The organism is Pseudomonas sp. FW305-28 (assembly GCF_017351395.1).
In the GTDB taxonomy this organism is placed as follows: domain Bacteria; phylum Pseudomonadota; class Gammaproteobacteria; order Pseudomonadales; family Pseudomonadaceae; genus Aquipseudomonas; species Aquipseudomonas fluorescens_AA.
Genome location: NZ_JACNDD010000015.1, coordinates 30,948 through 47,790, shown reverse-complemented (window position 1 = coordinate 47,790; position 16,843 = coordinate 30,948). Strand labels below are relative to the sequence as shown.

Here is a 16,843-nt window from a genome sequence, read left to right as displayed (position 1 = left end):
CGCCATGAACGACACTATCGAACGCCTTGCGGACGGTACTCTGGTCTTTCTGCCAGAGCGACTCAATCACGATCCTGCCGTATTGCGGGGTTTAACCAATGATGAGATGTGGGTAGCGCTCGGCACCGGCGCCGTCATTGGCCTGCTGCTGGGCGTTCCTCTGACGATTGCCACCGCCTCCATTGCCGTGGCGCCGACCAGCATGATCGCAGGCATGACAGTGGTGTTATTCGCCGGTGGCACACTACTGCGTCGTGCTAAACGGGCCCGTCCCGAGACCTGGTTGTACCGCAAGCTCGAATGGATACTCGCCAGCCGTTGGCGTCTGGGGAGCGGGAACTTGATCCTCCACTCCGGCGCCTGGACGGTTCGCCGCTCACGTCGACTGCGCCCTGCCCTGTCCCGGTGGCAGCCATGAGCCGCTTTCGAAACAAGGTCGATGCTCAACAGGCCCATATCTTCAGCTTGCGTCTGGCGGTAATGATCCTTGCCCTGGTCTGTGCCGGGCTCTGGTACGGCTGGCGCTCGGCACCGACCGATCTGACCGTGCATGTCCCCCCGGATCTGCGCTCGGGCAGCACTCGCAAGTGGTGGGATATCCCCTCAGAGAATGTGTATGCCTTTGCCCTGTACATCTTTGGTCAGCTCAACCGCTGGCCCTCGGATGGCGAGAAGGACTATCGCCGCGCTATCTATGGCTTGCAGTCTTATCTGACACCCTCCTGCAAGACCTTCCTCGACGGCGACTACGAATACCGCAAGGCCGCCGGCGAACTCCGCCAGCGAGTGCGTGGCGTCTACGAAATTCTGGGCCGAGGCTATAGCGAAAATCCGGAACTCAGGGTCAAGCAACTCGATCGCGACAGCTGGCTGGTCACCCTCGACCTCAACGCCGATGAGTATTACGCCGCCGAACCGGTGAAACGGGTGGTGGTGCGTTATCCATTGCGCGTGATGCGTTTTGATCTGGACCCCGAACGCAATAAGTGGGGGCTGGCACTGGATTGTTATCAGGGCACTCCGCAAAAGCTCTCCTTGCCTGGAGGTGAGCCATGAAGCGGATGTCTACACTGGGACTCACCGTCGCACTGATGCTATGGGGAGCGGCAACGCAGGCCGTCGAACTGATGCACTGGGAACGCCTCCCCCTCGCGGTCCCCCTGGTGATCAATCAGGAGCGGGTGATCTTTGTCGATGAAGCTGTTCGCGTCGGTGTGCCCTCAACCCTGACGGGCAAGCTACGCGTGCAATCAGCCGGTGGCACGCTGTACCTGCGGGCGTCGGAAGCCATTGCACCGACCCGACTGCAACTGCAATCAGTCGCGACGGGCGAGATCATCCTGCTGGACATCGCGGCCACGCCTGGCGATCAACCGTTGGAGCCCGTGCTTATTCTCAAGAATGCTCAGGTGCAAGCTACCGAGGCTGAATCTAGCACCGCCCCTGTTCAAGAACGCACGCCGATCCCGCTCGCGTTGACGCGCTACGCCGCACAGAGCCTGTACGCGCCGTTGCACACCGTGGAGTCCCTGCCCGGTGTACGCCGCGTCCCGCTCAAGCTGCGCACCGAACTGCCAAACCTGCTGCCGACCGAAAACGTGTCCGGCACACCCATCGCCGCCTGGCGACTCGGGGAGTATTGGGTGACGGCGGTGAAGTTGCGCAACCGTGGTCCAGTGACGGTGCAACTCGATCCGCGCCAGCTTCAGGCCAAGTTGTTCGCCGCGACCTTCCAACATGATTTCCTTGGGCCTATCGGCAGCCCTGAAGACACCACGGTTGTCTACCTTGTCACCCACGGTGCCGGCCTCGAACGCGCCGTGCTGCCTCCGCCCATCGCGCGAGGTGCTGACGATGAAAGCTAACGCCTTGCTCAAATGGCTGGTACCGGCTGTGCTGCTCGGCGTGGTGTTCATCATCCTGAAATCTTGGGTCGCGGGTGGTACCACGCCTTCGCCAGAAAGTCCGACGGCTCAGGACAACCTCCAATTATCCGCCGAGCAGGCCAAGTCGCTCGGTATTGCGGGTGATACCCCACGCGACACGGTTGCCACCTTGGTCGGCCAGGTGAAGGCCATGCGCAGCGACATGCTCGGCCTGAAAAAACACAACGATTCGCTGCAGGCGGAGAACAACCGCCTGCGCGAACGGGAAAACAGCGTTGATTCGCGAATCCAGACGACGCTTAGCAGTGTGACCCAACAGGTCGACGAAGGCCGCCGACAAGCCAACGAGGCCCGACTCAAAGCAGAACAAGACAGTCGTCAGGCTCGCGGTCTGCTGACGCAATTGCAGGAACAGTTGTCGGGGCTGACCGGCAAAGACAAGGATATGCCGATCGGACTGGGGCTTGAGCCGGGCGACGGTGCTCAGTTCGATGGGCAGCATTCTGCTAATGATGCACTACAGTGGATAGAGCCTTCGGATGCTCCGCCCACCGACACCCGGAGCAAAACCAAGATCGCGTCCGCCCTGAGTCTGCCTACCGCCTTTAACTCATTGGAGGGTTTGAAGGACAATGCCACCGACCGCAGCCAGAAGCAGTTACGCGAGGTCACCAAGGATGAACGTGACCTGACACGCTCCGCTGATCGTACCGAAGGCGCAAAGCCGGTCTACACCATTCCCGAAAACGCGACATTGATGGGCTCGGTCGCCATGACCGCGCTGATCGGCCGGGTCCCGGTGGACGGCACCGTGAATGATCCCTACCCCTTCAAGGTGCTGGTTGGTCCGGAGAACCTGACAGCCAACGGCATCGACCTGCCGGACGTCGCAGGGGCCGTGATGAGCGGCACAGCCTCCGGCGACTGGACCCTGTCGTGCGTACGCGGACAGGTCGAGTCAATTACCTTTGTGTTTACCGACGGCACCATTCGCACGGTGCCTCAGCCGAAGGCAGTAGCCAGTCGCAATGCCTCCACCACCCAGAGCTCAAACACCGACAAGATTCGTGGCGGACTCGGTTACCTGTCCGATCCGTATGGCATTCCTTGCATTGCCGGTGAGCGCCGCTCAAACGCTCAACAGTACCTCGGTAGCCAGAGCCTGATCACCGCCGCCGGCGCCGGCGTCGCCGCCTTGTTCGGGGATGAGCAGAACAACAGCAGCGTGATCAGTTCAGGCGACAGCACGCTCGGGATCACGAACAGCAGTGGCAATAGCGCGCTGAATTCAATTCTCAGCGGTGGGGTCAGCGACATCCGGGAGTGGATCAACAAACTCTATGGCGAGACCTTCGCTGCCGTGTACGTGCCACCGGCCGCCCAAGTCGCGCTGCACCTCGACCATGAGATCACCATCGACTACGAGCCCAAGGGCCGGAGCGTTCGCCATGAAAAAGACCATGCTTCTCTGCCTGACCTGGATTAGCGTGCTCTGCTGGGTCCTGACGGGGTGTTCCACCGACAAAGACACGCTGCTGCCCCATGGCGAGCAAACCATGATGGATATCTGGAACGGCGCCGGTTCGCAAGGTACTCAGCAGCAACTGCTGGATGCTCGACAGCAGTTACGCCGCCCGCTGGCTCAGGCAGATGTCTCCGCGGCTCTCCAGGAACCGTACACGCGCACAGCGGCGAACGAGATCCGCAACTTGTTCCCGCGCCTGCCCAATCCCGACCTGGTGCTGTACGTGTATCCGCATTTGAGTGGTACCGAGCAGGCACCGGTTCCTGGTTACTCGACCGTCTTTCCGTTCTACCAACGTGTGCAGTACGCATTACCCGGTGAACGTCAGGAAGACTTGTAGTGCGTACCAGCGATGCGGGCAACCGCACTTCTGCATGGAAAGCCTGGCGCCACCCATTGCGCCCGCGCGCCACCTTGGCCGATGAAGCTGCACTCTATGCGCACAACCCCAGCTTCACCGACCACTTGCCTTGGGTCGAATACCTCGATACAGAACAATGCTTTCTACTGGACGACAATCACTCGGTGGGTGCGGTGTTCGAGTTGCTGCCCATCGGCACCGAAGGGCGCGAACCCGATTGGCTGATGGCCGCCCGCGATGCCCTCGAAGACGCCCTGCAAGATAGCTTTGACGAACTGGATCAAGCGCCTTGGGTGGCGCAGTTTTTCTGCCAGGACGACAACGACTTCGCCCCCTACCTGACGCGGCTCACCGATTATATTCAAGACAGCGCGCGAGGCACGGTCTTCACCGAGACGTTTTTGGAACTCAGTCGTCGCCATTTGAAGACCATCGCCAAGCCGGGAGGTCTGTTCGAGGACAAGGCCGTCACGCGCCTACCCTGGCGCGGCAATAATCGACGGGTGCGCCTGGTGATCTATCGCTGGATTGAGTCTGGCGCCGAGGAGATGGGACTCAGTCCAGTGCAATCCCTGCAGGAGGCTTGCGAACGTATCGTGGCTTCGTTGCAGGCATGCGGGGTGCAATCGACGCGAGTCGATGGCCGAGGTCTGTATGCCTGGTTATTGCCCTGGTTCAATCCGGCACCCAGGCTCACCGACGAAGACCCCGAGGAATTCTACCGCCGCGTGGCCTATCCGGAGTCGGGCGACGGCGAATCGCTGGAACTGCCCTTCGATCATGACTTCGCCGAGCGGCTGTTCTTCAACGAACCGCGCTCGGATGTCCAGCACGGGCTCTGGTTTTTCGATGATCAACCCCATCGGGTCATGGTGGTGGACAAGCTGCGCCGAGCGCCCTTGATTGGTCAACTCACCGGAGAAACCCGCAAAGGTGACGCGGTGAATGCACTGTTCGACCAGTTACCCGAAGGTACAGTCATGAGTCTAACCTTGGTGGTCAAACCGCAGGATGTACTTGAGGAGCAGTTGAACCGCCTGGCGCGCAAAGCCATCGGTGAAAACCTGGCCTCGACCCAGACCCGTCAGGATGTCGAAGAGGCTCGCGCGGTCATCGGCCGCCAGCACAAGCTGTACCGGGGAACCCTGGCCTTCTACGTGCGTGGTCACGATGAACAGCAACTGCACCAGCGCTCGGTCAGTCTGGCCAATGCACTACTGGGTGCGGGCCTGCAGCCGGTACGTGAAGGCGACGAGGTTGCCGCCTGTAACAGTTATCTGCGTTGGTTACCGATGGCCTACAACCCGGCCCGCGACACGCGCAACTGGTACACACGCCTGATGTTCGCCCAGCACCTGGCAAACCTGGCCCCGGTGTGGGGTCGCAGCACCGGCACCGGCCACCCGGGCATCACCCTGTTCAATCGTGGTGGCTCGCCGTTGAGCTTTGATCCGTTGTCTCGACTAGACCGGGCTATGAACGGCCATCTGCTGCTGTTCGGTCCGACCGGCGCCGGTAAGTCGGCCACCCTGGTCACCCTGCTGATGCAGGTCATGGCGGTGTACCGCCCTCGCCTGTTTATCGTGGAGGCCGGCAACTCATTCGGCTTGCAGGGCGACTACTTCGCAACGCAAGGCCTGTCGGTCAATAAGGTCCAATTGAAACCTGGTACCGCGATCAATCTCGCCCCGTTCGCCGATGCCTGGCGCCTGGTCGAGCAGCCGGATCAGGTGGCGAGTCTATCGATCGATGAGTGGGACGATGAGGTGGTAACCAGTCGCGAAGACCAGCGCGATGTTCTCGGCGAACTGGAAATCACCGCCCGCCTGATGATCACCGGCGGCGAAGCCAAGGAAGAAGCGCGCCTGAGTCGAGCCGATCGCAGCTTGATCCGCGAGTGCATCCTAGATGCGGCACAGACCTGTGTCGCAACGGAGCGCCAGGTACTGACCCGCGACGTGCGCGACGCGTTGCTGCGCGTCGCCGCCGACCCGCACTTGCCAGAGAAACGTCGCGAGCGGGCCCAGGAAATGGGCGAGTCCATGGACCTGTTTTGCCAGGGTTTCGAGGGTGAACTGTTCGATCGTGAAGGCACGCCTTGGCCCGAGAGCGATGTGACCATTGTCGACCTGGCCACCTATGCTCGTGAAGGTTACGAAGCCCAGATGTCCATCAGCTACATCAGCCTGATGAACACTGTGAATAACCTTGCCGAGCGCGATCAGTACCTGGGCCGACCAATTATCATGGTTACCGATGAGGGTCATATCATCACCAAAAACCCGCTGTTGGCGCCATTCGTGGTCAAGGGCACGAAGATGTGGCGCAAGCTCGGCGCCTGGTTCTGGCTGGCCACACAGAACCTTGCCGACTTTCCCATTGCTGCGCAGACCATGCTCAACATGATCGAATGGTGGGTTTGTTTAAACATGCCACCAGCTGAAATCGAGGAAATCGCGCGATTCAAGAAGCTCACATCGGCGCAGAAAGCCTTACTGCTCTCCGCCAGTAAAGAATCGGGAAAGTACACTGAGGGTGTCGTGCTATCGAAGAAGCTCGAAACGTTGTTTCGGGCTGTGCCGCCTAGCCTCTATCTCGCCCTGGCCATGACGGAGCCGGAGGAAAAAGCCGAGCGTTGGAAATTTATGCAGGACAACGGTTGCTCGGAGCAGGAAGCTGCCTACTGGGTGGCTGAAAGGATCGATCGAATCAGAGGAATAGAGCCGGTATAGCGATTGCGTCAGACCGGCTCGCCCCCGTTCAGCAAGATGGACGATCAGAAGATCCAGTCGGTTGGGTCAACGCCCTTATAGGAAATAACGTCCTTGTCGAACACCATGCTGACCCTCGCCTTTTCCAGCGCGTCGATGCTGCGACTCTGCCAATCCCCCAGACTGTCCCTCCAAGTAAACCGAAGTTTTGCGTCCGGCACGAACTCCAACCGCCCGACAATTTCCTTGGGCTGTGATGGGTCACTCCCGACACCCAATGCGTCTGCAAGCACTGTCAGCTTCGCCAGCGCGACGACCTCACCTCTATCGGCTACCGAGAAGAACCGGGCAAAGCGCTCTAGGCCCTTGGGATACTGATGCTCATAAACTGCCTGCATGAGCTGTTGATCCCCCAGTAACCGCTCCAGTGGAAAAGACTTGATGATAGCGGTACCCGTGACTTGCGCATAACGAATCGCCAGGTGAGACCTTCCACTGAGCGTATTATCCATTCCCAGCATTAGGCCATCCTCCAGCAGATCGCTAATCAGAGTCGCGACCCTCGCCCGAATAGCCTCCCGATCCACCGGTTCAGTTTCTTCCGGGAGGTAAAAACTCATCATGTCAGGAGAAGGCAGTTGGGTAATCCAGCCTTTGGCTACTGCCAGACGGTAGTCCATCCTTGCATCACGCTGTAGCTCCGGCAGCGACTGAAGGAATGCCGCCAGGTCGGCATTGAACGGATCGGCCGCTGCGATGTGTTCGAGCGCTTCCTCAACCTTGTAACGGGAGGTACTTTGCAAAAGGTTGGTAGCGTATTTTAGTGCGAGTTCACCGAGGGGCGAACCTTTGTCATAGTCCTTGAGGTTGAGATAGGACTGGTAACGAAGGGCCTCGGGTGCCGAGGCGTCCTGTAGGTACCTCGCTTCGACGTCCACCAGATTTTTATTGCGCGAAAGGATCTGCAGTATGTCCAGCTTTCTCCTTGAGTCGAAGTGCGGGTCTTCAATTAGTCCAACAAGATCGCGCCCTAATTCGTTCTCACCGACGATAACGCCCCACTCCCCACCAGCCACTGCCAACAAGCGCAGGGCATCGTAAAAATCTTGGTGATCAGATGATGGCGAGCGAACTATCGCCATCAGACGTTTCTGGTCGCCAACCTTGAAGCGTAGATTGACGATGGGGCTGTGCTGCGACTTCTGCCTAGCGAGCTGGATCATGTAGGAGTCAAGCAAGGCACGGGTCCGGTAAGCATCAAAGGTCCTGCTAGCCGGCGAGTGCTGATCGTCCAGTGACAACCAAGACTCAATCCTCTGTGTCATGAGCGTTTCCAAGGTGGACTTGAGGCTACTGGTGGTCAGCCAGGCGAGCGCGCCACCGATCACCACCACGGCAAGCAGGATCCAGTTAAGAAGGCTAACTGCTCTCGCGACGGGCTCGTTGGCCTTTGCGATCAGATCCGTGCTCAACTCGTACTTGAGTTCTTGGATTTTCTCCTGGCAGTCGCGCTGTATATCCTTCATCGCGTCCAGAGACTTCGAAGAGCTGCGCTCGATTTTCTTTGCCAAGCGCCGCATCTCTTCCATCGCTTGTTCCGGGGTAACAACGTTTTCGTGGTTCATTGAGTCTCTGTTTCAGATGATTTATGGCCTTGGCTGCGGATTCAACGCCATCCGGACACTCAGCCACCAACGTCCGGACACTCGTTTCACGCGCCTTCAGACAGGTAGCCGGAGCGCAGCGACACAGGTTTGCATTGTTAGCTTGAAGTTCCTATTGCCGTCAATTTCGTTGCCCGCCTGCACATCGATTCCCCCCTTCAGTTCGATTCGATAAGCGTTATGCAATAGCCGGTCGAGGATCGCGTCGCCCAATCGGATCGCCGTTCAGCGCATGCTATTTTTTCACTGGCATCTAGCTGGTGACCAGCGAGCGGTTGCCGTAGCGGTCGTCCAGCAGCTCATGCATATCGCGCCGTTGCGCATCGCCATGGGCCAGGCTCAGCTCCTCCATTAGGCGCGGCAGACACAGGTAGCGGACGCGGCCACGGCCACGGCCTATGAGAGTCCCGGTAACCAGAGCGGTCCGAATCACAAAGCTACAGTAGGTGTGGGCATCTGATTAAGCGGGCACAACTGCGGATAGACTCGATGTTGGAGAGGAAGATCGGTTGACAGCACTGGGCGGAGGAACGGGAAGCCTGGCTTCCCGTCTATGGGTCAGATCAAGAAGTGACATTTCCGTTTCCCGGAAGTGAACACGTGACGGAACCGTGCGCCGTAGCGAGCCTGGGTCATTTGGCACTGAAGTCGAAGTTCCACAGGCCGTAGGGACGAGTCAGGATGACATCCACCTCAGTGGCGGTAATGGGGGGTATGTACTGAGTCATGTCAGAGAAGTTCTGCACGATGTACGTCTGACCGACTATCGGTGGTGCCGTCACCATGAAGTAGAAGCACGGCAGGTACTCGAAGCTCACCGTCATCGACGAATCCACGTTGGGCATGGTCACCACCGGGTGTCCGTTGACGTACCAGTTGCAGTCAAACTGCATGTAAGGGTTGATCTTGTTGATCACCCCACACTGCTCTGGTGTCAGTTTCTCCCTCGCCAGCGATATCGGGACCGGCTCCAAATACGGCGACACTCCGCTCGGACTGATCGCCTGCAAGAGCGTACCAGGCGAAATACCCTGACGCCCCGGCACAATCGGGCTATCAGCTTCATCGATTGTAGTCACATTGGTTTCGATGATCGCCTCGTAGCTGAATGACTCGGTGGAGCCAGCCAAACCGGTCAATACCTGCCAAGCGTGAATTCGGTAGTTACGCTGTGGCTGTTGCGGTTTGAGAAAGACCAATACGGTCTTGCCTTCCATGTCATCGACAGCGAAGTTCACGTTAAACACGGTCATGGTCCATCTCCTTTTGCTCCGATCCCTGAAACCGCAAGGTTCTATGAAATGCCGCCGCATCACCCTGGCTAACAACACCAGGTACTCGCGCACAAAGTCATTTAGACACACCTCGAAGCCGCTGCTGAATTCTCAACAAAAATCCGGCTTCAAAAGCATCCTGGCAGTCACCGACAGGAAAGGTCTTGCGTGTTTGCGCCAGCTCCCACCACAGTGGAATCTCACCGGGCGTATCGAGCCAGACCTGGGCGCATTGGACGCCACGTTCGATCATGGGCGCAAATTCGCTGCCCCACGGCGTCAAAAGACTCGGGCAGCCGTCCGCCGCCGGAATTGAAACGTAATTTTCGTCCATAGACACCTTAGCTTTCGATTTAATTATTAATGCTGGGTCTGTTCCAAGCAGCATAGAAACAAAACTGGCACTTCGCTTAAGCATCAAAAAAGAGCCCGACTCAAGCCAATGTAGACTATATCCCGTGGATTGAGAGTCCCTCAAGGCGCAGTTTGCGCGCATGACTCAAGACTTCGAACAGCTCCGTCTGCAACTCGCGGAAAACATCCGCTCGATGCGACGCGTGAAGAACCTTACCCAGGAGCAATTGGCGCTCATGGCCGAGGTGGATCGTACCTATGTGAGTCAAATCGAACGAGGGGTAGGCAACCCGTCGCTATTGGTCCTCTGCAAACTCGCCAACATTTTCGAGATCAAAACGGATCAGTTACTCATCGAGTCTGACGCGCTTGCTCGTACGCTGAGCGCTGAATGACCATCTGCTGATCTAGAAGGTCGCTGTAAACCGACAATCCTGCGTTCGGCTTTCTCACTGACACCCTCCTTTCGATCATTGAACCTGTCCAGGCCATACACCCAGAGCCTGGATCATGTCTGCTGCCTGCCCACACATTTCGCCCCAGAAGTTGCATCCTTTGGTGCTGAGCATTCTGCTGGCATCCGGGCCAAGCGTAGCGTTGGATACCGGCAGCATTGCCGCCTCCGTGCTCACTCCGGACTGTCTCGAATACAAGGCCGTCGGCATCTGCTTCTGGTTGCTCTGCACCCCCTTCGGCTGCACTGTGAAAACCTCAACCAAGGTTCGTCACTTCATTCCTGAGCTGGTGGTCTCGAGCTATGCCACCACCGGTGCCAATCCTTGGACCGAGATGGCCGCACTCTCCTCTCCCATCAGCGGTGCGGAAGGTGGTGGTAACCTGATCACGCCGAACACGCAACGCGACAACCTGCCTCGTTTCAAAAACGTTGATGGCATCGGCCATCCCGGTGGCTGGGCCGCCACGCAACTTGCCTCGCAATCCGGCTACGCCTGCGCCAGCGGTGCCACGGCGTTCATGCCCTACTACCTGAGCACTTGGGACTCACTGGCCTGGCGTCATGGCATCCCGGAAAGCCTCTATCCCGAGTCACTCGTGCCGGGAATCCGTGAAATCGGTCGTCAGCTCGCGGGAAACATGTGGGGTAACGTCTATCCCCGGCAAGGATTTTTGGTGCAACCCGACGACTTCAAAGCCGCTGCAGTGATGGCGCAGCGAGCGGGTGACGTCATTACCCGCAACTGGCAACCGCACGTGTATGTCCCACTCACACCCTTACCACGCGATGGTTACTGGCCGCCTGGCCCAATCGTTGAAAACGACGCTTCAACCCACAAATGGCAACTGCTCTCCCCCCTGGTTCACCCCACATGTGCCATCTTCCCCAGCGATCCGGTGCAGAGCGCGGATGGCGGCTACGCCTGGTCGCTATGGCGTCCCTACAGCTGCTGCAAGCGTGAGGGACAGACCTTCCTGTTCAGCATCGACTTCGAAGGTGGTACGTCATGAGTCGACTTCTCGCAGGATCATGCTTGGGCCCGATGAGCTTGTTGCTCTGCGGGCTGCTCGCCGTGGCCACGCATGCCCACGCCGCCGAGGACGATTACCGTCTAGGCACTCAAGGCGAAGTGCTCGACGACCGGGTGATGTACACCATCGGTGGCGGCTCGGCAGCGGGCTCGCCGAGCTCGCTCTATCGCCCCAACGGGCTCGGTGTCGGCGGCTCATGGCAAGCCAACATGATGTGCGGAAACATGAGCCTCACCAACACCCTGCAAAACCAGTTGAACGGCGTCACCGAAGGGTTCCAGCAGATCATGGGCAGCATTGTGCAGAACGCGACCCAAGCAGTGATGTCGCTGCCGGCGTTGATCATCCAGCGTGCCAACCCGGGTCTCTATGAGTTGTTGAGCAACGGAGTGATGCAGGGGCGTATCGACTTCGACCGTTCCAAGCTGACCTGCCAGGTCATGGCTGAGAAGATGGCGGACAAGGTCGGTCAAGCCGGCTGGGGCGCATTGGCCAAGAACCAGGAAATGCAGGGCAACCTCGAACAAACCGGCGGTGATGCGGTGGCTGCGGTGAAAAATACCGAGGCCCGTAACGGCAACAATGGGGTGTCTTGGGTCGGCGGGCAGAAGGCTGGAGGTAGCGGACAAACACCCATCCGGGCAACCTCCGATGTGGTGCGCGCGGGCTATAACCTGCTGCATAACCGGTCCGTGGATGACAGCGCCTCGATCAGTAGCAGTGATTGCCTGGGCGGCGCTATTTGCCAGGCATGGACCTCACCCCAAGAGGAATCCGAATGGGCTGTTCGAGTGTTGGGCGAGACCGAAGTCGCAACCTGCGACACCTGCGAGACTCTGCGGGCTACCGCTGGCAGCGGACTGACGCCGCTGATCCAGGAGGCGTACAGCGAACGTCTCAAGGCCCTGCAAGGACTCTTGTCCGGCTCATTGTCGCCTACCCCTGACAATCTGGCCAAAGCCTCTAGCCCAATGCTGCCGGTGACCCGGGGCGTGATCGAAGCCTTGCGCGACGATCCCGACCAGGACCTGCTGGTACGCCGCCTGGCCAGCGAGACAGCCTTGTCCAGTGTGCTCGATAAAGCGCTCCTGCTGCTACGCACACTGCTGGCAGGCAGTCACGAACCGAACATCGCTTCCGCCGAACCGGCCCAAACGGCCTTGACGAAAAACATCGACACTCTGGAGCGTGAAATACGCCTGCTGCAGACCGAGCTGCAGATCCGGCAAATGTTGGCTACCAATACCGCCAGCCTGGTACTCGATCGACATGCCGGAGGTGCCGATTCTTCGCGTACCGTCGAACAAGGCGACCCCGAGCCTGGCCGACTCAATGATGCTGACGCCAGGAACAAGTGAGCCATGAAACGCTCAGCGCTATTCACTTTGCTTTCGAGTCTGGGGATTGCCGCGGTGATGATCCTGACCGTCGCGTTGGTCGCATGGATCAGCAGTACTCTTTTAGGTAGCTTCGACGTCTGGCAACAGGCCTTCGAATCCGCACGACCATACCTGCGGTGGTGGCGCGCCCTGCTTTACGGCGCTCTCTTTGCGGTCTGGTGGGACCTGCTTCGGCGCCACCGACATCGACCACAGGATCGACTGCGCGTAAAGCGCATCGGGGTATTAGGGCTTGTGCTCTTGAGCGTCGTCGAGCTCACCCGATTGTGAGGTCACCATCATGCTCATGAGCACCAACAGCTACTTGGAGTTTTACCTCTCCCTGCTGGCCTGGATCATCAACAACGGTATCTGGAACGTCCTGTCCGACACTGGACTGTTCGCCGCGCCCTTCGGCGCGATCATCTTGCAAGAATGGTTGTCTGCCCGCCAGCAAGGCGCGGATGAAGGCAACAAGGGATTGCTCTCGGTGCCTCGAATCGAAAACCGGCTTTGGTTGGCTTACATCGTCGTATTGTTCGGCTGCGCGCCGGTCTTTCCGCTAAACCTCTCTTCAATGGCGTTCGATGACGTAGCGAGCCAACGATGCGGTGTCAGTGTGGCCAAGCCAGATGAAACCGCCTGGGGGATCACTTTTAACACTATCGGCGAACGCTCTGCCAACGTGCCGATCTGGTGGTTTCTGGTTCACGCCTTGAGCAAAGGAGTGTCCGCCGCGGCCACCGCCTCCATCCCCTGCGCACCGGATATCCGGCAGATGCGCATGGAGATCGACAGTTCGCGCATCGATAATCAGGTTTTGCTACAGGAAATCGCCGACTTCACTCGCGACTGCTACGGCTATTCCCGCTCTCGGCTGTTCACCAATCGTCCGCAGCTGGACAAGGCACAAAGTCATGATGCGTCCTGGATCGGCTCAAGCTATTTTCTCGACACTCCGGGCTACTACGACACCGATCGCTCACGGACACCGCGAGTCAGCTGGCCCTATGATGAAACCCGCGATGTTTCATTGCCACGGCTGGAGAATGGCGCAGGCTACCCCACTTGCAAACAGTGGTGGAGTGATAGCGGTATCGGGTTGCGAGCGCGCTTGATCGAGCAAGTCGATCCTTCGCTGCTGACCCAGCTGAAAGGCTGGTTGACTGGCCGCTCAAGCAACGAGATCGAAGATGCTACCTTGCGCGAACTGGTCAGCCCGCGCCAACAATCGATGTCCATGTCGCCCGGACAGGTGTACCAGGACTATGGCTCCAGTGCTCGCGGTGGGTCGATCAATCAGGGGCTCAATAACCTGGCGACCAACACTGGGCTGGCCCTCGGCTCCTTTAGCAACTTCCCGGCGATGAATGCGCTACGCGCCGCCCTGCCCATGGTGCAGGCTTTCCTGATCATGGGCGTCATCATCAGCTTGCCGCTAATCCTGCTGGTCAGTACCTACCAGCTAAAGACTGTCATGACGGTGACGTTCGCACTGTTTACGTTGCACATGCTGACCTTCTGGTGGGAATTGGCCCGCTGGGTCGACTCCAGCATGCTCGATACCTTGTACAACCAGGTGTCAGCGTCCAATCAGGTGCTGTTATCCCTCCCCACATCCGGCTTTATGGACGGAACCGTCACGGCGCAGGTGATTGAGTATGTGATGGGGGCGATGTTCATCGTACTGCCTATGCTGTTCCTTGGAGCTATGAGCTGGACAGGATATGCAGTAGGAAACGGGATTCAAGGCATGTTGGCGAACGGCAGCAAAGCAGCAAGTGATTCAGCAAGCAAAGGTACGGATCAAATAGTGGGGGCGGCTAGCCGCTCAATTAGATGATTTGCTGTCGCCGATGTAATGCCCGTTGTCGTCGAAGTCACCGATGTAGAGGTCGGCACCAAGGTAGTCTGGCCCGGGTGCCGCCTCTTTAATATCCGCGTCAATGGCAGCTTTGGACACCAGAAGCCCAATTACAGCAATCATCGTCACCACAGAAGCGACCAGCCAGAAACCGATAAAGAGCAATCCAAGAACGAATGCCAGCTTCGTAATCAGAAAGCTCCCGCGAACCAATAGCCCACCGGCAGGCATACCCACCGCCACCGCACGCTTGGCTACACGAGATTCAAATCCTTTCAACCTGCGATAACCACGTTTGGCCGACATACCGCATGCATATGCCCAGCGGTGTGCACGGGAAATTTGAACTGGCTGCTGAGCCGGCATGATTGCGCCCTCTTCTGAGCGTATTCCAGTGGAAATCGAGAGTACAGCCTACTACTGAAAACCGCCCACGCTTAACCGTTTATCAGCTTGCTCGGTCTAAAACTCTTCACTGGAAGACAGAAGACCCACCTCGCGCAACAGCGCCTCTATAGCCGTTGACCCATCCAAATCATCCAGCTACATAGAGAATACGGACCGCTGTTATCGACAGCTCCTTCCCAGGTAGCCAGAGCCTTCAAAGCTACGTCACTCCGGTGATGGTTCCCCCAAGTGCGATTAGCGTTCGGTAGCTCGCACGATCATCGTTTTATACGGTGATGAACGCCTACTGCCCTTCTGAGCGCTTTTCGAGCTCTGCTCGCCCCAAAACCTTTTGTTTTTTCTTCAACCCACCGCGGGAAATTCTTTCCCGCACGGGACAGGTTTCTTCGCGCCTTCAACGGAGGTACACCATGTCCGATTTACTCACATCAGAAACGCTGAACACGCTGCGCTTGCCCGTTGTGTTTACTCCAGACGCGTGGCAACACGCAGTATTGCTCGACGACTCAAATCATCCTGAAAAGCTGCAGCTCGATAGGCTGAGCAACGTGGTACGGGCAGCCTTCAAAGCTCACCTGGCCGATCCAAACGCACCCTACGTGGTGTTCGAGGTCGCCAAGTTAGCCTCAGCGAGTGATGCAGATCATGACCCATTGCTGCGACTGAGCCTCAGTCTGCTTCAGGCATTAGACCAACCTGACGTCCTGCTGATAGCGCTTGCGCAAGAGCAGCCACGCTGAGCGCAAACGGCCATACCCACCTACTGATACAACTCAGGCTGTGCGCAGTCCTGCACCAATCCAACCAAAACCCACCGGGGAACCCTCCCCCGACGGGCAAGGCGTTCCTCCGTTTTTTTGAGGAAAATGCCATGCGCAATATTTACCAAGACGTGACTGACAAAATCGTTGCCGCGTTAGACCAAGGCGTAGCCCCCTGGATCAAACCCTGGTCCTCAAGTGGCTCAGCCGACGTCAGTCATCACCAACCCTACCCTATCAACGCCATCACACAGCGCCCCTATTCGGGCATCAATTTGCCGTTGCTCTGGGCCGAGGCCAGATTGCAGAGGTTCACTCAAGATCGCTGGCTGACCTTCAACCAAGCCAAAAAAGCTGGCGGGCACATCCGTAAGGGTGAGCACAGCACCCTGGCAGTGCTCTACAAGCCGATGGAGCGCGAGGAACAGACCGAGTCAGGTCAACCCGTACTTGATGAGAACGGTCAGCCCAAGGTCGCTCATTTCGGGATTCTCAAGACGCATTTTCTGTTCAACATCGAGCAAACGGAGGGGCTCGAAACGCTCAACGAAACCTTGCACGAGACGGAACCGAGCGATCCCTTCTTCCCCAACAGCGCTGCGGAAGATCTGTTGTTAAGTTCGGGCGCAAACATCATTCATCGAACTGCCGACGAAGCCTTTTACCACCCGATCAGGGATCTCATCCAACTGCCAACAAAAGCGCAATTTCACGATCAAGGTGGGTACTACGCCACCGCACTTCACGAGCTGACGCACTGGACCGGACACCACTCTCGGTTGCAGCGTGAAGGCGTGACCACACCTTGCCCATTCGGCTCGCCAGGTTATGCATTTGAAGAGTTGATCGCCGAAATGGGTGCCGCTTTTTTATGTGCATATGCCGGTATACAGGGAGAGCTTCGGCACGAGGGCTACATCGACTCCTGGCTCGGCCTGCTCAAGGCTGATAACCGCGCGATTTTCCGAGCCAGTGGTCAGGCCCGATGCGCCTCGGAGTATGTGCTTAACCTGGAACAGCAACGGAAGCAGTCGGGAATGGATGGCTCGCGATGCCTGAACGATGGCGCCTGATCGCCACCTCACTACTGCAAGCGCTTAATAGGGTCCAACACGAGCTGGACCCTTTTTTATACTCAGAAAATCCCCACACTGCGGAGCTCTGACGC

At 58.1% G+C, this 16,843-nt stretch carries 17 protein-coding genes and 1 pseudogene; 13 read left to right on the top strand and 5 right to left on the bottom strand.

Annotated elements, in window-relative coordinates:
* Positions 1–4 precede the first annotated feature (4 nt).
* Genes J4E53_RS05890 through J4E53_RS05865 form a run of 6 tightly spaced genes read left to right on the top strand, consistent with a single transcriptional unit; the run spans position 5 to position 6,504 of the window.
* Positions 5–418 carry a TIGR03750 family conjugal transfer protein gene (locus J4E53_RS05890; protein WP_103308192.1) on the top strand — a complete coding sequence of 138 codons (414 nt, stop codon included), beginning with the start codon at positions 5–7 and terminating at the stop codon, positions 416–418.
* Positions 415–1,056 (top strand): PFL_4703 family integrating conjugative element protein, encoded by a 642-nt coding sequence (locus J4E53_RS05885; RefSeq protein WP_103308191.1) that lies wholly within the window; start codon positions 415–417, stop codon positions 1,054–1,056. Before J4E53_RS05890 ends, J4E53_RS05885 begins: the two co-directional genes overlap by 4 nt.
* Entirely contained in the window at positions 1,053–1,865 is an 813-nt protein-coding gene (locus J4E53_RS05880) for a TIGR03749 family integrating conjugative element protein (protein WP_103308190.1), read from the top strand. The genes J4E53_RS05885 and J4E53_RS05880 overlap by 4 nt, the downstream gene beginning before the upstream one ends.
* Complete coding sequence (locus J4E53_RS05875) at positions 1,855–3,372, top strand: TIGR03752 family integrating conjugative element protein (protein WP_103308189.1); 1,518 nt, start codon at positions 1,855–1,857, stop codon at positions 3,370–3,372. The genes J4E53_RS05880 and J4E53_RS05875 overlap by 11 nt, the downstream gene beginning before the upstream one ends.
* Positions 3,335–3,751 carry a TIGR03751 family conjugal transfer lipoprotein gene (locus J4E53_RS05870; RefSeq protein WP_103308188.1) on the top strand — a complete coding sequence of 139 codons (417 nt, stop codon included), beginning with the start codon at positions 3,335–3,337 and terminating at the stop codon, positions 3,749–3,751. The genes J4E53_RS05875 and J4E53_RS05870 overlap by 38 nt, the downstream gene beginning before the upstream one ends.
* Entirely contained in the window at positions 3,751–6,504 is a 2,754-nt protein-coding gene (locus J4E53_RS05865; RefSeq protein WP_103308187.1) for a conjugative transfer ATPase, read from the top strand. The genes J4E53_RS05870 and J4E53_RS05865 overlap by 1 nt, the downstream gene beginning before the upstream one ends.
* Before the next feature lie 44 nt (positions 6,505–6,548).
* Here the strand turns inward: J4E53_RS05865 and J4E53_RS05860 are convergent, their stop codons facing one another.
* The 4 genes and pseudogenes from J4E53_RS05860 to J4E53_RS05845 form a co-directional block, all read right to left on the bottom strand.
* Positions 6,549–8,108, bottom strand: a complete 1,560-nt coding sequence (locus J4E53_RS05860) for a hypothetical protein (RefSeq protein WP_103308186.1) — start codon at positions 8,106–8,108, stop codon at positions 6,549–6,551.
* A 137-nt stretch (positions 8,109–8,245) separates the two neighbouring features.
* A pseudogene (locus J4E53_RS05855) lies at positions 8,246–8,526 on the bottom strand (ATP-binding protein); the annotation flags it as partial.
* A 253-nt stretch (positions 8,527–8,779) separates the two neighbouring features.
* A complete protein-coding gene (locus tag J4E53_RS05850) occupies positions 8,780–9,400 on the bottom strand; it encodes a hypothetical protein (RefSeq protein WP_103308185.1) in 621 nt (206 codons plus the stop codon).
* Positions 9,401–9,497: 97 nt separating this feature from the next.
* Positions 9,498–9,755 carry a LasR-specific antiactivator QslA gene (locus J4E53_RS05845; protein WP_103308201.1) on the bottom strand — a complete coding sequence of 86 codons (258 nt, stop codon included), beginning with the start codon at positions 9,753–9,755 and terminating at the stop codon, positions 9,498–9,500.
* Positions 9,756–9,915: 160 nt separating this feature from the next.
* Here J4E53_RS05845 and J4E53_RS05840 point away from each other — a divergent pair, with 160 nt between their 5' ends.
* The 5 genes from J4E53_RS05840 to J4E53_RS05820 all read left to right on the top strand — a co-directional run bounded on the left by J4E53_RS05840 (position 9,916) and on the right by J4E53_RS05820 (position 14,485).
* A complete protein-coding gene (locus tag J4E53_RS05840; RefSeq protein ID WP_027603217.1) occupies positions 9,916–10,170 on the top strand; it encodes a helix-turn-helix domain-containing protein in 255 nt (84 codons plus the stop codon).
* A 115-nt stretch (positions 10,171–10,285) separates the two neighbouring features.
* Positions 10,286–11,242 carry a TIGR03756 family integrating conjugative element protein gene (locus tag J4E53_RS05835; protein WP_103308184.1) on the top strand — a complete coding sequence of 319 codons (957 nt, stop codon included), beginning with the start codon at positions 10,286–10,288 and terminating at the stop codon, positions 11,240–11,242.
* Positions 11,239–12,621, top strand: a complete 1,383-nt coding sequence (locus J4E53_RS05830) for an integrating conjugative element protein (RefSeq protein WP_103308183.1) — start codon at positions 11,239–11,241, stop codon at positions 12,619–12,621. The genes J4E53_RS05835 and J4E53_RS05830 overlap by 4 nt, the downstream gene beginning before the upstream one ends.
* Before the next feature lie 3 nt (positions 12,622–12,624).
* Positions 12,625–12,933, top strand: a complete 309-nt coding sequence (locus J4E53_RS05825; RefSeq protein ID WP_103308182.1) for a hypothetical protein — start codon at positions 12,625–12,627, stop codon at positions 12,931–12,933.
* A gap of 10 nt (positions 12,934–12,943) precedes the next feature.
* Positions 12,944–14,485 carry a conjugal transfer protein TraG N-terminal domain-containing protein gene (locus tag J4E53_RS05820; protein WP_103308181.1) on the top strand — a complete coding sequence of 514 codons (1,542 nt, stop codon included), beginning with the start codon at positions 12,944–12,946 and terminating at the stop codon, positions 14,483–14,485.
* Here the strand turns inward: J4E53_RS05820 and J4E53_RS05815 are convergent.
* Positions 14,474–14,872 (bottom strand): DUF3742 family protein, encoded by a 399-nt coding sequence (locus J4E53_RS05815; protein ID WP_103308180.1) that lies wholly within the window; start codon positions 14,870–14,872, stop codon positions 14,474–14,476. The two genes, J4E53_RS05820 and J4E53_RS05815, sit on opposite strands and share 12 nt — an antisense overlap.
* Positions 14,873–15,324: 452 nt before the next feature.
* Here J4E53_RS05815 and J4E53_RS05810 point away from each other — a divergent pair, with 452 nt between their 5' ends.
* Both J4E53_RS05810 and J4E53_RS05805 read left to right on the top strand, forming a co-directional pair.
* The gene (locus J4E53_RS05810; RefSeq protein ID WP_103308179.1) at positions 15,325–15,654 is read left to right on the top strand and encodes a hypothetical protein; all 330 of its coding nucleotides are present in this window, start codon (positions 15,325–15,327) and stop codon (positions 15,652–15,654) included.
* A gap of 131 nt (positions 15,655–15,785) precedes the next feature.
* Positions 15,786–16,748, top strand: a complete 963-nt coding sequence (locus tag J4E53_RS05805; RefSeq protein WP_103308178.1) for an ArdC family protein — start codon at positions 15,786–15,788, stop codon at positions 16,746–16,748.
* Positions 16,749–16,843 lie beyond the last annotated feature (95 nt).

Coding starts and splice junctions, on each gene's coding strand:
- J4E53_RS05890 (WP_103308192.1), top strand. CDS start 5: ATGAACGACACTATCGAACGCCTTGCGGACGGTACTCTGGTCTTTCTG.
- J4E53_RS05885 (WP_103308191.1), top strand. CDS start 415: ATGAGCCGCTTTCGAAACAAGGTCGATGCTCAACAGGCCCATATCTTC.
- J4E53_RS05880 (WP_103308190.1), top strand. CDS start 1,053: ATGAAGCGGATGTCTACACTGGGACTCACCGTCGCACTGATGCTATGG.
- J4E53_RS05875 (WP_103308189.1), top strand. CDS start 1,855: ATGAAAGCTAACGCCTTGCTCAAATGGCTGGTACCGGCTGTGCTGCTC.
- J4E53_RS05870 (WP_103308188.1), top strand. CDS start 3,335: ATGAAAAAGACCATGCTTCTCTGCCTGACCTGGATTAGCGTGCTCTGC.
- J4E53_RS05860 (WP_103308186.1), bottom strand. CDS start 8,108: ATGAACCACGAAAACGTTGTTACCCCGGAACAAGCGATGGAAGAGATG.
- J4E53_RS05850 (WP_103308185.1), bottom strand. CDS start 9,400: ATGACCGTGTTTAACGTGAACTTCGCTGTCGATGACATGGAAGGCAAG.
- J4E53_RS05845 (WP_103308201.1), bottom strand. CDS start 9,755: ATGGACGAAAATTACGTTTCAATTCCGGCGGCGGACGGCTGCCCGAGT.
- J4E53_RS05840 (WP_027603217.1), top strand. CDS start 9,916: ATGACTCAAGACTTCGAACAGCTCCGTCTGCAACTCGCGGAAAACATC.
- J4E53_RS05835 (WP_103308184.1), top strand. CDS start 10,286: ATGTCTGCTGCCTGCCCACACATTTCGCCCCAGAAGTTGCATCCTTTG.
- J4E53_RS05830 (WP_103308183.1), top strand. CDS start 11,239: ATGAGTCGACTTCTCGCAGGATCATGCTTGGGCCCGATGAGCTTGTTG.
- J4E53_RS05825 (WP_103308182.1), top strand. CDS start 12,625: ATGAAACGCTCAGCGCTATTCACTTTGCTTTCGAGTCTGGGGATTGCC.
- J4E53_RS05820 (WP_103308181.1), top strand. CDS start 12,944: ATGCTCATGAGCACCAACAGCTACTTGGAGTTTTACCTCTCCCTGCTG.
- J4E53_RS05815 (WP_103308180.1), bottom strand. CDS start 14,872: ATGCCGGCTCAGCAGCCAGTTCAAATTTCCCGTGCACACCGCTGGGCA.
- J4E53_RS05810 (WP_103308179.1), top strand. CDS start 15,325: ATGTCCGATTTACTCACATCAGAAACGCTGAACACGCTGCGCTTGCCC.
- J4E53_RS05805 (WP_103308178.1), top strand. CDS start 15,786: ATGCGCAATATTTACCAAGACGTGACTGACAAAATCGTTGCCGCGTTA.